Source organism: Streptomyces sp. NPDC004111 (assembly GCF_042874215.1).
Classification (GTDB): Bacteria; Actinomycetota; Actinomycetes; order Streptomycetales; family Streptomycetaceae; genus Streptomyces.
In genome coordinates, this window is record NZ_JBIAMU010000008.1 from 29,176 (window position 1) to 45,867 (window position 16,692).

General features: G+C 70.2%; 16 protein-coding genes and 1 CRISPR repeat array. Of the genes, 15 read left to right on the top strand and 1 reads right to left on the bottom strand.

The window, feature by feature from the left end; genetic code table 11:
• The first annotated feature begins 11 nt into the window (after positions 1 to 11).
• From casB to ACFYVL_RS17340, 15 genes are all read left to right on the top strand, one after another.
• Positions 12 to 671 carry a type I-E CRISPR-associated protein Cse2/CasB gene (gene casB / locus ACFYVL_RS17270; protein ID WP_389245481.1) on the top strand — a complete coding sequence of 220 codons (660 nt, stop codon included), beginning with the start codon at positions 12 to 14 and terminating at the stop codon, positions 669 to 671.
• Positions 671 to 1,795: a type I-E CRISPR-associated protein Cas7/Cse4/CasC gene (gene cas7e / locus ACFYVL_RS17275; protein WP_389245483.1), complete on the top strand. Its 1,125-nt coding sequence runs from the start codon at positions 671 to 673 to the stop codon at positions 1,793 to 1,795. Before casB ends, cas7e begins: the two co-directional genes overlap by 1 nt.
• Positions 1,792 to 2,571, top strand: coding sequence for a type I-E CRISPR-associated protein Cas5/CasD (gene cas5e, locus ACFYVL_RS17280; protein ID WP_389245485.1), 780 nt, complete (start codon positions 1,792 to 1,794; stop codon positions 2,569 to 2,571). Before cas7e ends, cas5e begins: the two co-directional genes overlap by 4 nt.
• Positions 2,568 to 3,227 (top strand): type I-E CRISPR-associated protein Cas6/Cse3/CasE, encoded by a 660-nt coding sequence (gene cas6e / locus ACFYVL_RS17285; RefSeq protein ID WP_389245487.1) that lies wholly within the window; start codon positions 2,568 to 2,570, stop codon positions 3,225 to 3,227. The genes cas5e and cas6e overlap by 4 nt, the downstream gene beginning before the upstream one ends.
• Before the next feature lie 56 nt (positions 3,228 to 3,283).
• Positions 3,284 to 4,216: a type I-E CRISPR-associated endonuclease Cas1e gene (cas1e, locus tag ACFYVL_RS17290; protein WP_389245939.1), complete on the top strand. Its 933-nt coding sequence runs from the start codon at positions 3,284 to 3,286 to the stop codon at positions 4,214 to 4,216.
• A 1-nt stretch (position 4,217) separates the two neighbouring features.
• The gene (cas2e, locus tag ACFYVL_RS17295; RefSeq protein WP_389245491.1) at positions 4,218 to 4,547 is read left to right on the top strand and encodes a type I-E CRISPR-associated endoribonuclease Cas2e; all 330 of its coding nucleotides are present in this window, start codon (positions 4,218 to 4,220) and stop codon (positions 4,545 to 4,547) included.
• A gap of 17 nt (positions 4,548 to 4,564) precedes the next feature.
• A CRISPR array of direct repeats spans positions 4,565 to 8,376; the repeat unit is 29 nt; unit sequence GTCCTCCCCACCCGCGTGGGGGTGTTCCG.
• Positions 8,377 to 8,567: 191 nt separating this feature from the next.
• Complete coding sequence (locus ACFYVL_RS17300; protein ID WP_389245493.1) at positions 8,568 to 8,867, top strand: hypothetical protein; 300 nt, start codon at positions 8,568 to 8,570, stop codon at positions 8,865 to 8,867.
• A 123-nt stretch (positions 8,868 to 8,990) separates the two neighbouring features.
• Positions 8,991 to 10,070 carry an N-6 DNA methylase gene (locus ACFYVL_RS17305; RefSeq protein ID WP_389245495.1) on the top strand — a complete coding sequence of 360 codons (1,080 nt, stop codon included), beginning with the start codon at positions 8,991 to 8,993 and terminating at the stop codon, positions 10,068 to 10,070.
• Positions 10,067 to 10,867, top strand: coding sequence for a phosphoadenosine phosphosulfate reductase (locus tag ACFYVL_RS17310; protein WP_389245497.1), 801 nt, complete (start codon positions 10,067 to 10,069; stop codon positions 10,865 to 10,867). Before ACFYVL_RS17305 ends, ACFYVL_RS17310 begins: the two co-directional genes overlap by 4 nt.
• A 110-nt stretch (positions 10,868 to 10,977) precedes the next feature.
• Positions 10,978 to 11,370, top strand: a complete 393-nt coding sequence (locus ACFYVL_RS17315) for a hypothetical protein (RefSeq protein ID WP_389245500.1) — start codon at positions 10,978 to 10,980, stop codon at positions 11,368 to 11,370.
• Between the two features lie 78 nt (positions 11,371 to 11,448).
• Positions 11,449 to 12,069: a hypothetical protein gene (locus tag ACFYVL_RS17320; RefSeq protein ID WP_389245502.1), complete on the top strand. Its 621-nt coding sequence runs from the start codon at positions 11,449 to 11,451 to the stop codon at positions 12,067 to 12,069.
• Between the two features lie 64 nt (positions 12,070 to 12,133).
• Entirely contained in the window at positions 12,134 to 13,720 is a 1,587-nt protein-coding gene (locus ACFYVL_RS17325; RefSeq protein ID WP_389245504.1) for a ParB/RepB/Spo0J family partition protein, read from the top strand.
• A 71-nt stretch (positions 13,721 to 13,791) separates the two neighbouring features.
• Positions 13,792 to 14,463, top strand: coding sequence for a hypothetical protein (locus tag ACFYVL_RS17330; RefSeq protein ID WP_389245506.1), 672 nt, complete (start codon positions 13,792 to 13,794; stop codon positions 14,461 to 14,463).
• The gene (locus ACFYVL_RS17335; protein ID WP_389245508.1) at positions 14,460 to 14,957 is read left to right on the top strand and encodes a hypothetical protein; all 498 of its coding nucleotides are present in this window, start codon (positions 14,460 to 14,462) and stop codon (positions 14,955 to 14,957) included. The genes ACFYVL_RS17330 and ACFYVL_RS17335 overlap by 4 nt, the downstream gene beginning before the upstream one ends.
• 105 nt (positions 14,958 to 15,062) lie before the next feature.
• Positions 15,063 to 16,091 (top strand): YgjP-like metallopeptidase domain-containing protein, encoded by a 1,029-nt coding sequence (locus tag ACFYVL_RS17340; protein WP_389245510.1) that lies wholly within the window; start codon positions 15,063 to 15,065, stop codon positions 16,089 to 16,091.
• Between the two features lie 17 nt (positions 16,092 to 16,108).
• Here the strand turns inward: ACFYVL_RS17340 and ACFYVL_RS17345 are convergent, their stop codons facing one another.
• The gene (locus ACFYVL_RS17345) at positions 16,109 to 16,663 is read right to left on the bottom strand and encodes a hypothetical protein (RefSeq protein WP_389245511.1); all 555 of its coding nucleotides are present in this window, start codon (positions 16,661 to 16,663) and stop codon (positions 16,109 to 16,111) included.
• Positions 16,664 to 16,692 lie beyond the last annotated feature (29 nt).

A 16,692-nucleotide genomic window follows, 5' to 3' on the forward strand; every position in this document is an offset into this window, starting at 1 on the left:
AGGGACACACGATGACTCCCACACCCACACCGACGGCCACAGCCGCGGTGGCCAAGCCTTCGGCACGGCAGGACCAGTTCGACCGGCACGACAAGTTCACCGGCTACCTCATCGAGCTGTGCCGGGACAGCAAGAAGGCCCAGTCCGATCTGCGCAGCGGTCTGGGCCGTCCCGTGGAACGGTGCCACTACCTGCACCGCTACCTCGTTCCGCGCCTGCCCGAACGCCAGCACCCCGACGCCCGCAGGGCGCACTATGCGATCGCCGCGCTCATCGCCGCCCGGCCTCGCAAGGCCCGTGACGCGGACACCGCAGCAGCCGAGCAGCCCGCCACCAGCACCGGCAGCACCGAGCCACCGGCATGGTGGGTGCGGCCGAACCTGGGCGCCTCGCTCGCGCTCGCTGTCAACGACGGCTACCTGAAGCCGGATTCGGCCGAGGACGACCTGCACCTGATGACCCGGCAGAGCAGCGACGCCATCCACCCCCGGCTGCCCGCACTGACCCGGCACCTGCTGACCTGCGGGGTGGCCGTGGACTGGTCGGTGCTGCTGGAAGACCTCACCTGGTGGAACCGCGACCGCGACCGGATCGCTACCCGGTGGCTGGAGAGCTACTTCCGGGTGCGCACATACGAGAACAACGACGACTCGACGAAGGAATCCCGCTGATGTCCGTCTTCCTTGACCTCAACGCCCTGCAGTCCGTTCCGGCGGCCAACCTGAACCGGGACGATCTCGGTTCGCCCAAGACCGTCAAGTACGGAAACGCCTCCCGGATCCGGGTCTCCAGCCAGTCCTGGAAGCGGGTGATCCGCCACGCCGTCGAGGCCGATCTCGGGGAGAGGGCCGCCCGGACCCGCTTGGTGCCCCTCAAGGTCCGCCAGGCCCTGGAGGACGCCGGATGGCCCGCCGACCTCGCCACGTTCGCCGGCGCCCAGGTAGCGGCCAGCGCCGGGAAGAAGCCGCTGAAAACGGAGAAGGCCGGGCACACCTCAGTGCTCCTCTTCCTTCCGAAAAGCAGTATCGGCGACCTGGTCGCCGTGTGCACCGCGCACCGTGACGCCCTGGAGCAGGGGCTGAGCAAGAAGAACCCCGGCGCGCTGCTGCCCGTCACCGAGGTGGAGGAGATCCTCAAGCGGCGTACCGCGTCCATCAGCCTGCTGGGCCGGATGCTCGCCGAACTGCCGGGGGCCAACGTCGACGGGGCCGTGCAGGTCGCGCACGCGTTCACCACCCACGCCAGCGAACCCCAGCGCGACTACTTCACCGCGGTCGACGACTGGCTCGCCGACGACGAGACCGGCAGCGGTCATCTGGACACCGCCGAGTTCAGTGCCGGGGTGTTCTACCGGTTCAGCACCGTCAACGTCACCGACCTGGTCACCAACCTGGACGGCGACCGCAAGGCCGCCCGCACCGTGCTGGCCGCGTACGCCGACCAGTTCCTGATGACGCTGCCGCAGGCGAAGAAGAACAGCACGGCTCCGCACACCGTGCCCGACCTCGCCTACCTCGCCGTCCGCGAGCAGCGGCCCCTGTCGATGGCCGCCGCGTTCGAAACGCCCGTCACCGCCGACAGGGCGGGCGGCTTCTCCGTCCCCTCCCGCCTGGCGCTGGCCGCCTACGCCCGGGACATCAACCGGCTCACCGGGGGCCGTCACCGTCCCTTCCACGGCCACGCCGCGATCACCGGCGACCCGCTCGACGGACTGGGCGACGTCCACGACTCCTTCACCGCCCTCATCGACGCGGCCCTCGCCACCGCCCTGCCTACCGCCGAGGACGACCAGTGAGCGGACTGCTCCTGCGGCTGGCGGGCCCCCTGCAGTCCTGGGGAGAACGCTCCGTGTTCTCCCCCGAACGCGACAGCGCCGGCTTCCCCACCCGCTCCGGGCTCATCGGCATGTTCGCCGCGGCCGAAGGACTCCCCCGCCACACCGGCCTGGAACGGTATGCGCCGCTGGAGTTCACCGTGCGCATCGACCGCCCCGGCACCCCCCTGACCGACTACCAGACCAGCGGCGGCGGCCTGCCCGACCACCTCACCCCCGCGACGAGCGGCGGCAAACACAAGGGCAACGCCGTCATCACCCGCCGCCACTACCTCGCCGACGCCGTGTTCACCGTCGCTGCAACCGGCCCCTCAGCCGACATCGCCCGGATCGCCACCGCACTCCAGCATCCGCACTGGGCGCCCTACCTGGGGCGCCGCGCCTGCCTCCCCGATGAGCCGTTCCTCCTGCGCAGCCGTGTGGCGGACCCCGTGGAAGAACTCCTGCACCGCGTCCCCCTCTCCCCACCCGCTGCCCACGGCGGCCGTCGCCCGTCCGCGTCCGGCACGACCCTGGCGGTGCCCTTCCTGTGGGAACGCTACCGCCGTGACCAACTGCCCGCAGACGCCGTCGCGGTGTCCGCCTACGACCAGCCCCGCAGCTTCGCCCCCCACAGCCGCAGCTACGGCAAACGCACCGTGCACCGCACCCTCGAACAGCTCCCCACCACCCTGGCCGCCGACCAGAGCACCCTGCACCGGCAACTGATCGACTACGCCCAGGAGGACGCCGTATGAACCCCGACGCGCACCTCGCCCGCATCCAGCTGAACCCGCACAGCCGCGACGTCCAACGCGACCTGCGCGACGCCGCCCAGATGCACAAAACCCTCATGCGGATGCTCCCCGACAACCTCGGGCCCACCCCCCGCCACGACACCGGCCTCCTCTACCGCCTCGACGAAACCGAGCAGACCAGCACCCTCCTCGTCCAGGCCGCCGTCCCCCTCAACACCCAACACCTGCCGGACAACTACGGCCACAGCGACCACAAGTCCCTCGCCCCCCTCTTCCGCGCCCTGCGCCCCGGACGGACCGTCCGCTACCGCATCACCCTCAACCCCGCCAAACGCGAACGCCTGCCCCACGACCAGAAAACCAAGAACGGCAGGATCGTCCCGCTCACCGGCCCGGAGGCCGACCAGTGGTGGACGCGCCGCGCCGCACAGGCCGGCCTCACCCTCCACACCCTGCTGCCCACCCCCCAGCGCCCCGCACAACGCACCCCCACCGTCAAAGGCGCCCCCACCATGCGCCACCACCTCATGCGCTACGACGGCACCGCCACCATCACCGACCCCACCGCCCTCACCACCGCACTCCTCACCGGCATCGGCCGCGGCAAGTCCTACGGCGCCGGCCTCCTCAGCCTCGCCCCCGCCAACACCCCATGAGCGCACCCCGCAAACGCGGCGACGCCCGCCGCAGACTCGCCGCCCCCACCCTCGCCATGCTGCCCCGCGTCGCGGACTCCCTGTCCTTCCTCTACCTCGACATGGTCCGCGTCATCCAGGACGACACCGGCGTCTGCGCCCAGATCAAAACCGACAACCACCGCACCGACCACGTCTACCTGCCCACCGCCGCCCTCTCCTGCCTCCTCCTGGGCCCCGGCGTCTCCATCACCACCCGCGCCCTGGCCACCCTCGCCCGCCACAACACCAGCGTCGTCTGCACCGGCTCGGGCGGCGTCCGCGCCTACGCCGGCATCCTCCCCGACTCCCTCACCACCCACTGGCTCGAACAACAGGTCAACGCCTGGGCCACCCCCGCCACCCGCCTCGGCATCGCCATCCGCATGTACGGCATGCGCTTCGACGACGACATCCCCGCCCACGTCACCCTCGACGAACTGCGAGGCATGGAGGGCTACCGCATGAAAACCCTCTACCAACTCCTCGCCCAGCAACACGGCATCGGACGCTTCCGCCGCAACTACCACCCCGACCAATGGGACCAACAAGACCCCGTCAACCTCGCCCTCTCCGCAGCCAACACCTGCCTCTACGGCATCGTCCACGCCGCCCTCCTCGCCCTGGGCTGCTCCCCCGCACTCGGCTTCGTCCACTCCGGCACCCAGCACGCCTTCGTCTACGACATCGCCGACCTCTACAAAGCCCACACCACCCTCCCCGTCGCGTTCTCCCTCCACCAGTCCACCCACCCCGAACAAGAAGCACGCCGAAAATTCCGCGAAGAACTCCGCCTCTTCCGCCTCCTGCCGAGCATCGTCAAAGACATCCAGGCACTCCTCACCCCCGGCCAACAACCAGAAGACCCCGAAGAACGCTCCGAACGCCACGACACCCCCATGGTCCACCTCTGGGACCCCACCACAGCCGCCCTGCCCGCCGGCACCAACTACGCCCAAGGCACCGACTGACATGCCCTCCCTGCTCGTCCTCGCCACCACCGCCGTCCCCGACCACCTCCGCGGCGCACTCACCCGCTGGACCACCGAAGTCGTCCCCGGCATCTTCGTCGGCAGCGTCTCCGCCCGCGTACGCGACGAACTCTGGAAAGCCGTCACCGCAGTCGTCGGCGACGGCGCCGCCGTCCTCGTCCACCCCGCCCCCACCGAACAGGGCTACACCATCCGCACCGCAGGCACCCGCCGACGCGTCCCCATCGACTTCGACGGCCTCACACTCATGCGCATGACCGCACCCCCACAACCACCCCCAAACGCAAAGAACACGCAAAGCCCCTCCTAAAGCCCAGGTCAGGAAGTGTCCTCCCCACCCGCGTGGGGGTGTTCCGCAACCGCGCCTCGGATGGCCTTCTGAGCGCGCGTCCTCCCCACCCGCGTGGGGGTGTTCCGCTGCTCCTCCTTCGTCGGCTTCTCGCCCGGGGGTCCTCCCCACCCGCGTGGGGGTGTTCCGAGGTCGAGCTGTCCCTCCTCGTCCGTGGCGTCGTCCTCCCCACCCGCGTGGGGGTGTTCCGCCGGAGCCGAAGATCCCGGCAGCGGCCAAGTAGTCCTCCCCACCCGCGTGGGGGTGTTCCGCTCCCGGATCCTCTCGTCCACACCGTCGAACGGTCCTCCCCACCCGCGTGGGGGTGTTCCGCCGCTGAGTTACGACGCTCAGCCGGAGTGGCGGTCCTCCCCACCCGCGTGGGGGTGTTCCGTCGGAGCGGCCCCATCTGCATGCGCTACGCGGGTCCTCCCCACCCGCGTGGGGGTGTTCCGGTGCTGGTGAGGTGGTCCGGCATGCGGTAGCCGTCCTCCCCACCCGCGTGGGGGTGTTCCGCTGGCCGCGACGGCGTCCGCGTCCACGAAGAGGTCCTCCCCACCCGCGTGGGGGTGTTCCGTGGTCCTCAAGGTCGGCGACCAGCAGCGGGTCGTCCTCCCCACCCGCGTGGGGGTGTTCCGCAGCTCTGACCCCCTCACCCCTCAGGAGAACCGTCCTCCCCACCCGCGTGGGGGTGTTCCGTAGAAGCCCGGGTCGGTGACGCGGAGGGTGGGGTCCTCCCCACCCGCGTGGGGGTGTTCCGTCCTCGGTGGGTTGGTCGATGGACACAACGATGTCCTCCCCACCCGCGTGGGGGTGTTCCGCGGCCGACGGTGTCGCGGTCGGTGTAGTGACGGGTCCTCCCCACCCGCGTGGGGGTGTTCCGTCGGGCAGGTACGTGGCCCCGGACGGGAGGGTGTCCTCCCCACCCGCGTGGGGGTGTTCCTTCAGGTGCTCGCCGAACAGCACCGTCGACGACGTCCTCCCCACCCGCGTGGGGGTGTTCCGAAATAAGTGTGGGGGGTTGGCATGCTTGGGCGGTCCTCCCCACCCGCGTGGGGGTGTTCCGCCGACGATGCGGGCCGGACGGCCTTCGTGCTGGTCCTCCCCACCCGCGTGGGGGTGTTCCGGACCCCGGGAACCCGATGCGCAACCTTCAGGTGTCCTCCCCACCCGCGTGGGGGTGTTCCGCGCACCACCGGCGACATCCTCGGCCTCCGCTCGTCCTCCCCACCCGCGTGGGGGTGTTCCGCTGATCCGCGACCTGATCCCGCACATCGCCGCGTCCTCCCCACCCGCGTGGGGGTGTTCCGCCGGCCGGGACATAGCCCGGCGGCTCGACGACGTCCTCCCCACCCGCGTGGGGGTGTTCCGCTGACGGCCCGTAGAAGACCAGATCTCCGATCGTCCTCCCCACCCGCGTGGGGGTGTTCCGCCGCAGCGATCCGCCGCGCGCAGTCCTGATGAGTCCTCCCCACCCGCGTGGGGGTGTTCCGGTGCTGTCGGGGGAGGCGGGGGCCCGGTCTGTGTCCTCCCCATCCGCGTGGGGGTGTTCCGCTCGGGGCCGGAATCGGGGCCGCCGGGAGGACGTCCTCCCCACCCGCGTGGGGGTGTTCCGCACGACAGCCAGTCCCTGCAGCAGCTCCACGAGTCCTCCCCACCCGCGTGGGGGTGTTCCGGCTCGGGGCGACCAGGACAACAGGGCCCTACCGTCCTCCCCACCCGCGTGGGGGTGTTCCGCCGCCAAGGCACAAGGATGGTCCGAGTCGTGGGTCCTCCCCACCCGCGTGGGGGTGTTCCGCCCCGCTGATCTGCTGGGAGGACGTGCACACGGTCCTCCCCACCCGCGTGGGGGTGTTCCGGATACCGTTCTCGAACACTGGCAGGAGTCCTCGTCCTCCCCACCCGCGTGGGGGTGTTCCGACCCGTGGATCACCTGCGCTGCCCTCGCCCAGGTCCTCCCCACCCGCGTGGGGGTGTTCCGGTGCCCAGGGCGTAGCCGCTGGCCCGCGCGAGGTCCTCCCCACCCGCGTGGGGGTGTTCCGTACGGCACCACCGTGGCCAAGCTCCAGCAGCTGTCCTCCCCACCCGCGTGGGGGTGTTCCGCAGATGGGCGTCCCCTACAGCTGGGGCGGAGGGTCCTCCCCACCCGCGTGGGGGTGTTCCACGTTGGGGGGTTACGCACCCGGAGCGGGCGATGTCCTCCCCACCCGCGTGGGGGTGTTCCGGGCCTGTCGTATGCGGACGGCGGGATCCGGGCGTCCTCCCCACCCGCGTGGGGGTGTTCCGTCGACGCTAATGGAGGCGTGCCGGATCGGCTGGTCCTCCCCACCCGCGTGGGGGTGTTCCGCCGAAGGCTCTGCCTTCCGCCCCACCCGCACCGTCCTCCCCACCCGCGTGGGGGTGTTCCGGGGCGGTGACCACGTTCCAGGGGCCACGTGAAGTCCTCCCCACCCGCGTGGGGGTGTTCCGCTGGCCGCGGACTTCTCGGAGCGCGCGCGTGCGTCCTCCCCACCCGCGTGGGGGTGTTCCGGGCGTCTTCGTCCTGGACGCGGGCGCAGAGGAGTCCTCCCCACCCGCGTGGGGGTGTTCCGCGGAGATCTTCGCGGCGGCCGGCCGTAAAGCGGTCCTCCCCACCCGCGTGGGGGTGTTCCGCTGCCCGGCAGTGGATGTTCGCTGCCTCCTCGGTCCTCCCCACCCGCGTGGGGGTGTTCCGCCAATGCGGCGTCCGGGCGTGAGGACCTCGCAGTCCTCCCCACCCGCGTGGGGGTGTTCCGAACGGCCTCGTCACCGGCCTCGCGCAGGCCATGTCCTCCCCACCCGCGTGGGGGTGTTCCGACCACACCAGCCTCCACGGCCTCAAGGTCGCGGTCCTCCCCACCCGCGTGGGGGTGTTCCGCTGGCGGTGGGGGTGCTGTCGTTCCTGCTGCCGTCCTCCCCACCCGCGTGGGGGTGTTCCGACGCAGGCCGCGCTGAAGGAGGCGCGCGCGAACGTCCTCCCCACCCGCGTGGGGGTGTTCCGCGACCGTCTTCGGGTGGACCCGCTCCCCGAGGTCCTCCCCACCCGCGTGGGGGTGTTCCGGCCCCGAGCACCTCTGAGGACGGCAGCACCCCGTCCTCCCCACCCGCGTGGGGGTGTTCCGGCGAGCACAGCGTCACACAGGCCCGCGCCGCCGTCCTCCCCACCCGCGTGGGGGTGTTCCGCGTGGGCACGGCTCGGCCGCGCACTCCGAACAGTCCTCCCCACCCGCGTGGGGGTGTTCCGCGTGGGCACGGCTCGGCCGCGCACTCCGAACAGTCCTCCCCACCCGCGTGGGGGTGTTCCGCGCGCCAAAGTCGACCTCTCCCGGGCCGGTGCGTCCTCCCCACCCGCGTGGGGGTGTTCCGCGGGCACCCCACCGGGCCCGGACCGTGATCCAGTCCTCCCCACCCGCGTGGGGGTGTTCCGTAGTGGCCCCCCTTCTGCACACGCCAGTCCGGGTCCTCCCCACCCGCGTGGGGGTGTTCCGTCTGATCGCGCGGAGGTGCGCCGGTGGGCGCGGTCCTCCCCACCCGCGTGGGGGTGTTCCGTGGACCACGAAGAACGCCCCGTGGAACTCCACGTCCTCCCCACCCGCGTGGGGGTGTTCCGCAGCTGCTCGGTCGTGGGGGCGGTCACGGTACGTCCTCCCCACCCGCGTGGGGGTGTTCCGATCCACGTCCGCCCGTCCTGGCCCCGTCTGGGGTCCTCCCCACCCGCGTGGGGGTGTTCCGTACCTGGCGGGCGAAACGCTCACCGTCACGGAGTCCTCCCCACCCGCGTGGGGGTGTTCCGGAAGCTGGCAACGCCGTTTAGATCACGGACAGGTCGTTACCTGCGGGGGTGGGTGCCCGGAAGGCCCGCACTGGGCCCTCTTCACCGGTGCCGGCCGGGCCGTGCGGTTGATGAGTTGACCCACCCCTCACCTCTAGTAGAATTTAGCTAGAAGGTGAGGGGGGACCTCACCACAACACTTGGAGAAACCCATGCTCGGCACCCTCACCCCGGCCAACACCGTCACGTTCGATCTCGTGGCCGTCGAGGTCGCCGTCACCGTCGACAGCCTCGCCATGCGCACCGTGGCTCTGCCCACGCTCGACAACAGCACGGTCCTGCTCATCACCCTCCCCAACGGGCACGTCTCCTACGTGACGCTCATGAACGGCCGCTACGCGGTGGGGGATTCCGAGGGCACCTACTACCGGTCGCGCACCGCCCCGCGCAGCGACGTGGAGGACCTGAGCGAGCTGATCCACATCCTCGATCTGCTCGACGACCGCGCCTGACGCCCAGGAGAGGGCACAGCCCCCGCCCTCTCCCCGGCCCAACAGCTCCGCCCGCCCCCGCCCGCCCCCGGCCGCCACGGCCGGGGGCGGCCTCGTACTCACACCCCCGCAAGGAAGCACGTCATGCAGCTCGACCTGTTCGCCTCCCTCCTGGACGAAGAGCCCACCCCACCCTCCGCTCCGACACCGCAGCCGCCACGCCGCGAGGCGCCTGTACCGCGCCCCGACACCCGCCGCACGGCCAGCACCCCGACACCGCTGCTGCACGCCACCCCTCACCCCATGCCGGCGGGCGGGGTCGCCAATCCGTCCGAGCGCGCCTTCAGCCTGGGAGAGGCCGTTGCGAACAGCTGGCACAAGAACCACGGCGGCACGCGCATCGAGATACCGATCGGCATCGTCGCCTCCCTGGCCCTCATCGGGCAGAAGGACAAGGACGGCCCGGACCTCAAGTCCCAGATCCTCGCCCAGGACGACCGGGAACTGGTGGAGATGTACCAACAGCTCTGGTGCGCGCACTGGATGCACCGCCCCGACCTCGTGGAGCGGGCCCGCATCCTGCACGAGTGGGCGAACGAGGACAAGCACACCCGGCACGAGCTGTACATGGTCCGCGTGATCACCAAGACCGCGCTCGACAAGGGCCTGTTCGACCTCACCGGGCACGCCGACCCCTACCTCCGGTCCCAGGCCGACGTCCTGTCGCCGACCCTGACACTCATGCGCTCGACCGGCGCCATGCAGGGGCTCGGCGAGTTCCACACTCCCCCGCCTGTCACCGACATGATGGCCTGGTCCACGCTCGCCGACCTGTCCGCCGACATCGGCGACGGCGGGAAGGCGCTTGAGCCCGGCCAGAGCATCCTCGACCCGGCGGCCGGCACCGGGGGCATGATCCGCTCCGCGGCCCAGAACATCCGCCGCAGGGGCCTGGACCCTGCCGACTTCGAGTGGGCGATGGTCGACATCGACCCGATCGCCGCAGCGTGCGCAGCGGTCAACGCGATGGTGTGGGGGCTCGGCCCCCGCGTGACGGTGGCGTGCGACGACTCCCTGGCCAACCGCAACGCGGTCGAGGACGCGTGGCAGCAGGCGCGGGCCGCTTTCGAGCACCGGGACCGGATGCTCGGGCAGGCGAAGATGATCGCCGCCGTCCGGCAGACGCAGCAGCTCCTTGAGCAGGCTGTGGGGGCCGCCGCGTGAGCCTCGACGTGGTGAGCTATGGCGGCGGGGTGCAGAGCACGGCCCTGATGGTTCTTGCCGCCCGCGGGGAACTCCCCCACCGCACGTTCCTGTTCGCCAACGTGGGCGAGGACAGCGAAGACCCGGAGACCCTGGAGTACGTGCGCCAGGTGGCGGCCCCGTACGCGAAGGCACACGGCCTGGACCTGCACCTTCTGGATCGCACCCTGGGCAGCGGGGAGACGGAGACCCTGTGGGGGCGCATGACCCGGCAGGGCTCCCGCGCCCTGCCGATTCCGATCCGCATGTCCAATGGTGCACCCGGCACCAGGGGCTGCACCCGCGATTTCAAGATCAAGGTGACCGGGCGGTGGCTGCGCGGGCACGGGGCGAGCGCGGCGAATCCGGCGACGGTCGCCGTCGGGATCTCCCTGGACGAGATCAGCCGGGCCAGCAACCGGCGCACCGAGCCGTACGAGAACGTCGTGTATCCGCTGCTGGACCTGGGGATGCGCCGTACGGACTGCCAGCGGGTGATCGCGGACGCCGGTCTGCCGATGCCGCCGAAGTCGGCGTGCTGGTTCTGCCCCCTGAAACCTCTGGGGAGCTGGAGGGAAATGAGGCGCGACAGGCCCGCGCTGTTCTTCCGGGCGTGCGCCCTGGAGGAGTCCCTGAACGAGGTACGGGCGTGGGACGGGAAGGGCGAGGACCCGGTGTTCCTCACCCGCACCGGACGCCCGCTGATCCGGGCCGTGGAGGCGGCGCAGGAGGCCCTTCCGCTCGATGTCGGCTGCGATTCCGGCTGGTGCATGACCTAGCCCTAAACCCCCTCTGACCTGCACGAACGCAATTGACCCACCCCTCAAAGATAGTAAAATTTAGTTACGAGCTGAGGGGGAACCACAGCGCCCACACCAAGGAGAAGCCCATGACCGACACCGTCACCGCCCTTCGTGTCGCCCTCGACGGAAAGGTCACCGAATACACCCTCGGCGATACCCGCAGCGAGCAGGCAACCACCCTCGCCCGTGCCCTCACCGACGCCCCCGAAGCCATCGCCTACCTCGACCGCCCCGGCCACACCAGCATCGTCGTCCTCGCCGGACTCCACCGCGCCCGCCACCTCCCCAACCTCTTCGCGGAAATCATCCAGACCGAGATCGCCAGGGAAGCCGTACCCGTTCAGGGACCGGCCGTCTTCACCGGAGTCACGCACGACGGACAGTTCACCGCCCTGCCCCTGGAAGCCGCCGCCGCGATCCGCAACCTGTGCCCGGACAACCCCGACGGCATCCCCGTGCTCATCAGCTTCCCCTTCTGACCGCACCCCCTCGGGGGCGGAACACCCACCGCCCCCCGAAGGACCTGCTCAGCCCACCCGCACCTCTTGGAGACCACCGTGGCCACCGCACCCACCACCGGCATGCCCCTTCTCGACTTCTACGTCCTCACCGACCAGGTCGCCCAGGCCCTCGGCGACACCTGGGACAGGGACGACACCACCAGCGACGACCCCCAGACCGTGCGCTTCGTCCACTCCGACGGACGCACCGTCGGCATCCGCCGCCAGTTCCGGGGCCAGGGCTTCCAGACCTACAGCACCAACCCCGACGCACCCCGCTACAACGCCTCCGGCTACTTCGACGACACGACCGCGCCACTCGACACCGTGATGCTCGCCCTGCAGATCCGGCTCTTCCCCGCCTTCTACGGCAACCGCCTCCCCCTCACCCTGGGCGGGACCCGCATCCTCCCGGAGCCCGCCCCGGCACCGGAGACACCCACCGTCGAAGCTCCTGCACCGCACCCGGCTGCGCAACCGGCCACCCCGGCCGTGGAAGCCGCCCCCGAACCCGTGGCCAAGAAGCCGGCACCGCGCAGGGCTCCGGTGAAGAAGGCCCCCGCCGCACCCCGCAAGACGACCGCCTCCCGCGCCACGGCCGCGAAGAAGACGACGGCGAAGAAGACCGCGACGAAGGCCCCCGCCAAGCGCAAGCCCAAGCCCGCCCCCGCCGCCTGATCCCCACTTCATCCACCGGTGCGGGCAGTACACGCTGCCCGCACCCCCACCCGAGGGACCCGCCTTGAGCACCGCAACCATCACGGCCAGCACCGACAACGACACCACCACCGACAGCGGCAGCGCCTCTGTGCCCGGCTTCACCGGCCGGTTCGCCTGGGTCGACCCCTATGACCTGGTCGTCGACCCGTACAACCACCGCCGCTACCGCGAGGAAGGCAAGGAGGACGGCACCCAACCCGATCCCGACCTGATCGCCTCCGTCGAAGAAGTCGGCGTCCAAAGCCTGCTGCTCCTGCGCCCGCAGACCGGCGACCAGGAAGGCCGCCTCGGCATCGTCTTCGGGCAGCGCCGCAACAAGGCCGCCGTCCTCGCCGCCGACAAGGCCAAGGCCGAAGGCCGCCCCTACCGGCTGGTCCCCGCACTGATCCGCGACGACCTCACCGGCGTCGACGACGAGGCCCTGGCCCTGTCCGTCCTGGAGAACAAGCACCGCCAGGACGCCCACGCCCGCGACTACATCGACGCCGCCCGGCAGCTGTCCCTCATGGACCTCCCGCCGGCCGTCCGTGACAAGCACGCCCGCACCATCGGTATCTCCACCGCCCAGATGGACGCCGCCGACAAGGCCGCCCAACTCACCGACACCCAGCTGAAGCAGGGCATCAACTCCGACTTCGACCTCTTGGAACTGGCCGACTTCCAGGAGGTGGAGCACATCGCGGAAGCCCACCGCAAGCTGACCAACGCCAAGCGGTGCGACCTCGCCGAGGGCTCCAGCGGCGGGAACTGGGCGCACACCATGGCGGAACTGCGCGAGCGCAAGGCCGAGCAGGCCCGCCGGGTGCAGCTCCTGGCCGAACTCACCGCCTCCGGGATCACACTCCTGCAATGGAAGTGGAGTTGGCACGAGACCGCTGCCCGCCCGCTCGAAGACCTCCTGTCGCAGCTCGGCACCCCGCTCACCGCCGATCTCCATGCCCGGTGCCCCGGACACGCGGCAGCCCTGCACCCGCGCGAGACGGAAGTGACGTGGCTGTGCGCGGACTGGAAGAAGCACCAGCACGAAGCCCCCGGCGCCACCCCCGAGGACACCAAGAGCAAGGAACTCGCGAAGGAAGCACGCCGCAAGGTCATCCGCTACAACAAGGCGTGGCGCTCGGCCCGGGAGGTCCGCCAGGAGTTCATCACCTCGTTGTGCGACCAGCCCGGCGACGCCCCTGACGACATCTGGGTCCTCATCCTCGAAACGATCACCGGCACCTCACACGAGTACTCCCGGTACCTGACCCGCCGCCGCACCGACCTCACCGCCCGCTTCCTCAAGGTCCCCGACCCCAACCACGACCTCAACCAGTGGAACCGGGTCAGCCAGCCCTTCCGGCCGCTCATCAGCCGCACCGGCAAGACGCGCCGCTGGCGTCTGCTCTTCGCGCAGGTCGCGGCGATGTTCGAGCACGAGCACCTGCACGACCGGGCCTGGGAATCCCCCGACGCCCAGACCGCCCAGTGGCTCGAACTCCTCCGGGCACACGGCTACGCGCTCAGCGAGGTCGAGGCCGAAGTCGTCGCGACACGCCGCAAGCGGGACAACGGCACCAGCGACGAAGCAGCCGGGCAACCCGCAGCGGACGCAACCGACACCGACTGACCTACCAACCGTCAACGGGGGCGGCCCCGCACACCGTGCCAGGCCGCCCACACCCCAAAAGGAACAGCACCATGCACCGGCCCACCCGCACCGACATCCTGAACACCCTCACCGCACACGACCACCCCGTACAGCGATTCGACCTCGCCCTGCGCACCTTGTGGACCACCGGATACGACCCGAAGACCTACCGCCACATCCGCGACATCGACAGCCCGGACGTCAGCGCCACCACTCGCCTCATCGACCAGATGCGCGCAGACGGATCGCTGCTCCTCCTGACGACCGACGACTGGCGCAGCCTGTTGGGCGGACGGTTCACCGCCGAATCACTGCACTTCCGCAGCGGCTACCACTGGTACGCCACCGCGGAACAGTTCACCCGGTGGGGAGGTCAGCAAGGGGAGATGCAGGCGCGTCTCGACGGCATCCGCGCCCGTGTGGCCCAAGCAGCCCTTCCCACTCTGTTCTCCGACACCGTCTCCTGGGATGTGAAGGGCAACGAGGTGAAGGACGCCAGCCCGGAGGCTGTGCGCACCCACCACAGCATCGTCACGGCGGAAGGGCTCGTCGTCGCCGAGGTCGACTGCACCCACGACCCCGAAGAGTGCGACGATCCGGCGCAGGCCGACGAGGACCGAAGGGCGTCGGCTGCTGCTGCCACGCTGTTCACCGAAGCGGCTGCCGATCTCGCTTTCCTCCTCGCCCTGCTGGACGGCCGCAACCCGGCAGGTGGAAGGTGAACGGCAGCCACGGCACGGGGACCTGGCTCCGCAAGGAGTACATCGGCCGCGAGGCCGAGCTGATCCACTTCAGCGGGGCCGCCAAGCTCGTCGGCCTCAGCCGGGCAGCTGTCTCCAACTGGGCGGCCCGCCACGAGGACTTCCCGAAGGTGGCGTTGCTGACCGGCACCCACCTGAAGCCGGTCAAGTTCGTTCCCCTCCAGGAGTTCCATGCCTTCGCCGCCAAGCACATGCAGCGGAGCAGGAGTGGGCCCACCCCCGGGCAGAAGCAGGCGCCTCGCCGGCCGCGCGCGGAGATCCGGGCGGCGGAGGTGCAGCACCAGCGGAGCCAGGTGGAACGGCTGACTGCGCTGCGGGCCGCACAGGCGCAGCGGCTGGCCCGTACGACGAGGGCGTTGAAGGTGTCCCGGGCGCGGCTGGCAGAGGCAGAGGCAGCGTTGGCGGCCGAGGTAGAGGCGGTGCGAGCGGCCGTGGAGCGAGGCCTGCACGGCTGACCCGCGCAAAGGATCAAGGAGGTTGCCCCTCCCCTCAATCCTAGTAGAATTTAGCTATACGGGAGGGGGTCAACCCCTCCCCCAACACCCACAGAGAGCCCCTCAATGCCCCAGCACGAAGAGCGCACCATCAACGTCGGCGCCCTGCCCGTCACCATCCGCACCACCAACCGCACCAGCTTCGACGCCTACGTCACCACCAACGGCCACGTCGTCGTACGCGGCCCCCACGGCACCACCGACGCCCAGGCCACCAGCATCATCGAACGCCGACGCACCTGGATCTACAACCGCCTCACGCACATCACCGAGAGCGCCCCCGAAGACCCCACCCTCCACCTCGCCGACGGCGAAACCTTCCGCATCTTCGGCCACCCCCACAAGCTCCGCATCGTCCCCGACAGCAAGGACGAACAGCCCGTCACCCGATTCCACTTGCCCGCCGGCCGCAACGAAATCCGCCTCCACCGCAGCCACGCCATCAACCCCGACAAAGCACGACGAACCCTCGCACGCTTCTACGCCCACACAGGCCAACAATGGCTGAAAGATCACGGTGCACGCATCACCCGACTCACCAACAACCCCGACATACCCCTCACCACCTCAACCCGCCTGCGCACCAACTGGATCACTCACCACCCCACCCACGGCATCACCCTCCACTGGGCAACCACCCAGCTCCCCACCCTCCTCCTCCGCGAACTCCTCCACCGCACCCTCGACCTCCACACCGTCGCCCACACCCACGAACTCGAACGCACCCTCCACAGCCTGTGGACCGGCAACCTCACCACAGACACACCAACCACCCCCACCCAAACCGCTCCCGGCGAACGCTGCCCCAACTGCCTGACGCCACCCAACAAGCTCCACGCCGGACACTGCGACCTGGCCCGCTGCGCCTTCACCGGCCGACAGCGATACGAATGCCACCCGGACTGCAACACCATCTGGACCGGCAAGTTCCCCGGCCAAGCAGAGTGCGAGGAGTACGGCTTCTACTGGCGCACGGGCCCCAACGGCTACGAACACTGCAACGCCAACGCCCCCGGCGCCGACCACGACTACAACCGCCTCTACGCCGAATGCACCTGGGACATCGCCACCCAGCGCATGACCCTGCCCGGCTAAGCCACACAGCCCCACCGTCAGGGCATGTCGCCCAGCGGAAACAACTCCACACCAAGCCGGTGCCCCGGCTCGGCGTGCGGGACACCGTCCGCCCCCAGAAACAGATAGAAGTACAGCGTCGTCAACGGCCTCGACACCGACGATCCGCCCTCGGCAGCACCAGTCAAAGCACCCGCCGAGTAGACGTGCGGCAGCCAGGACGGGCCGACGATCTCCCCCACCCAAGCCCGCGCCTCCCCCGGGTCAACCGCCGGGCGAGTACCGAACCGCTTGTGCTGCGCGGCGATCGACAGCATCAGCACACTGCCAGCCCGGCCTGGCTCATCCAGAAACACGGACTGGTCAGTGATGTCCCCAACAACGGTCAGGACGGCATCCTGGGTGGTCACCGAGCGCACCGGCCCGAAACGACGCGGCACAGTCCTTCCCGTCGCCTGCAACTGCTCCAGCACGCCTGCGGGCAGCACAGAGGCCAGGCCACTATCAGCAGCGTCCAGGGAGAACAGGCCCCGACGAAAGCGCCGCAGCTCCTTGTCGTGCTTGCGTACCACACCACGAATATCTACATACATGAATATAAAGGTACAAGTCGCTCATGGAT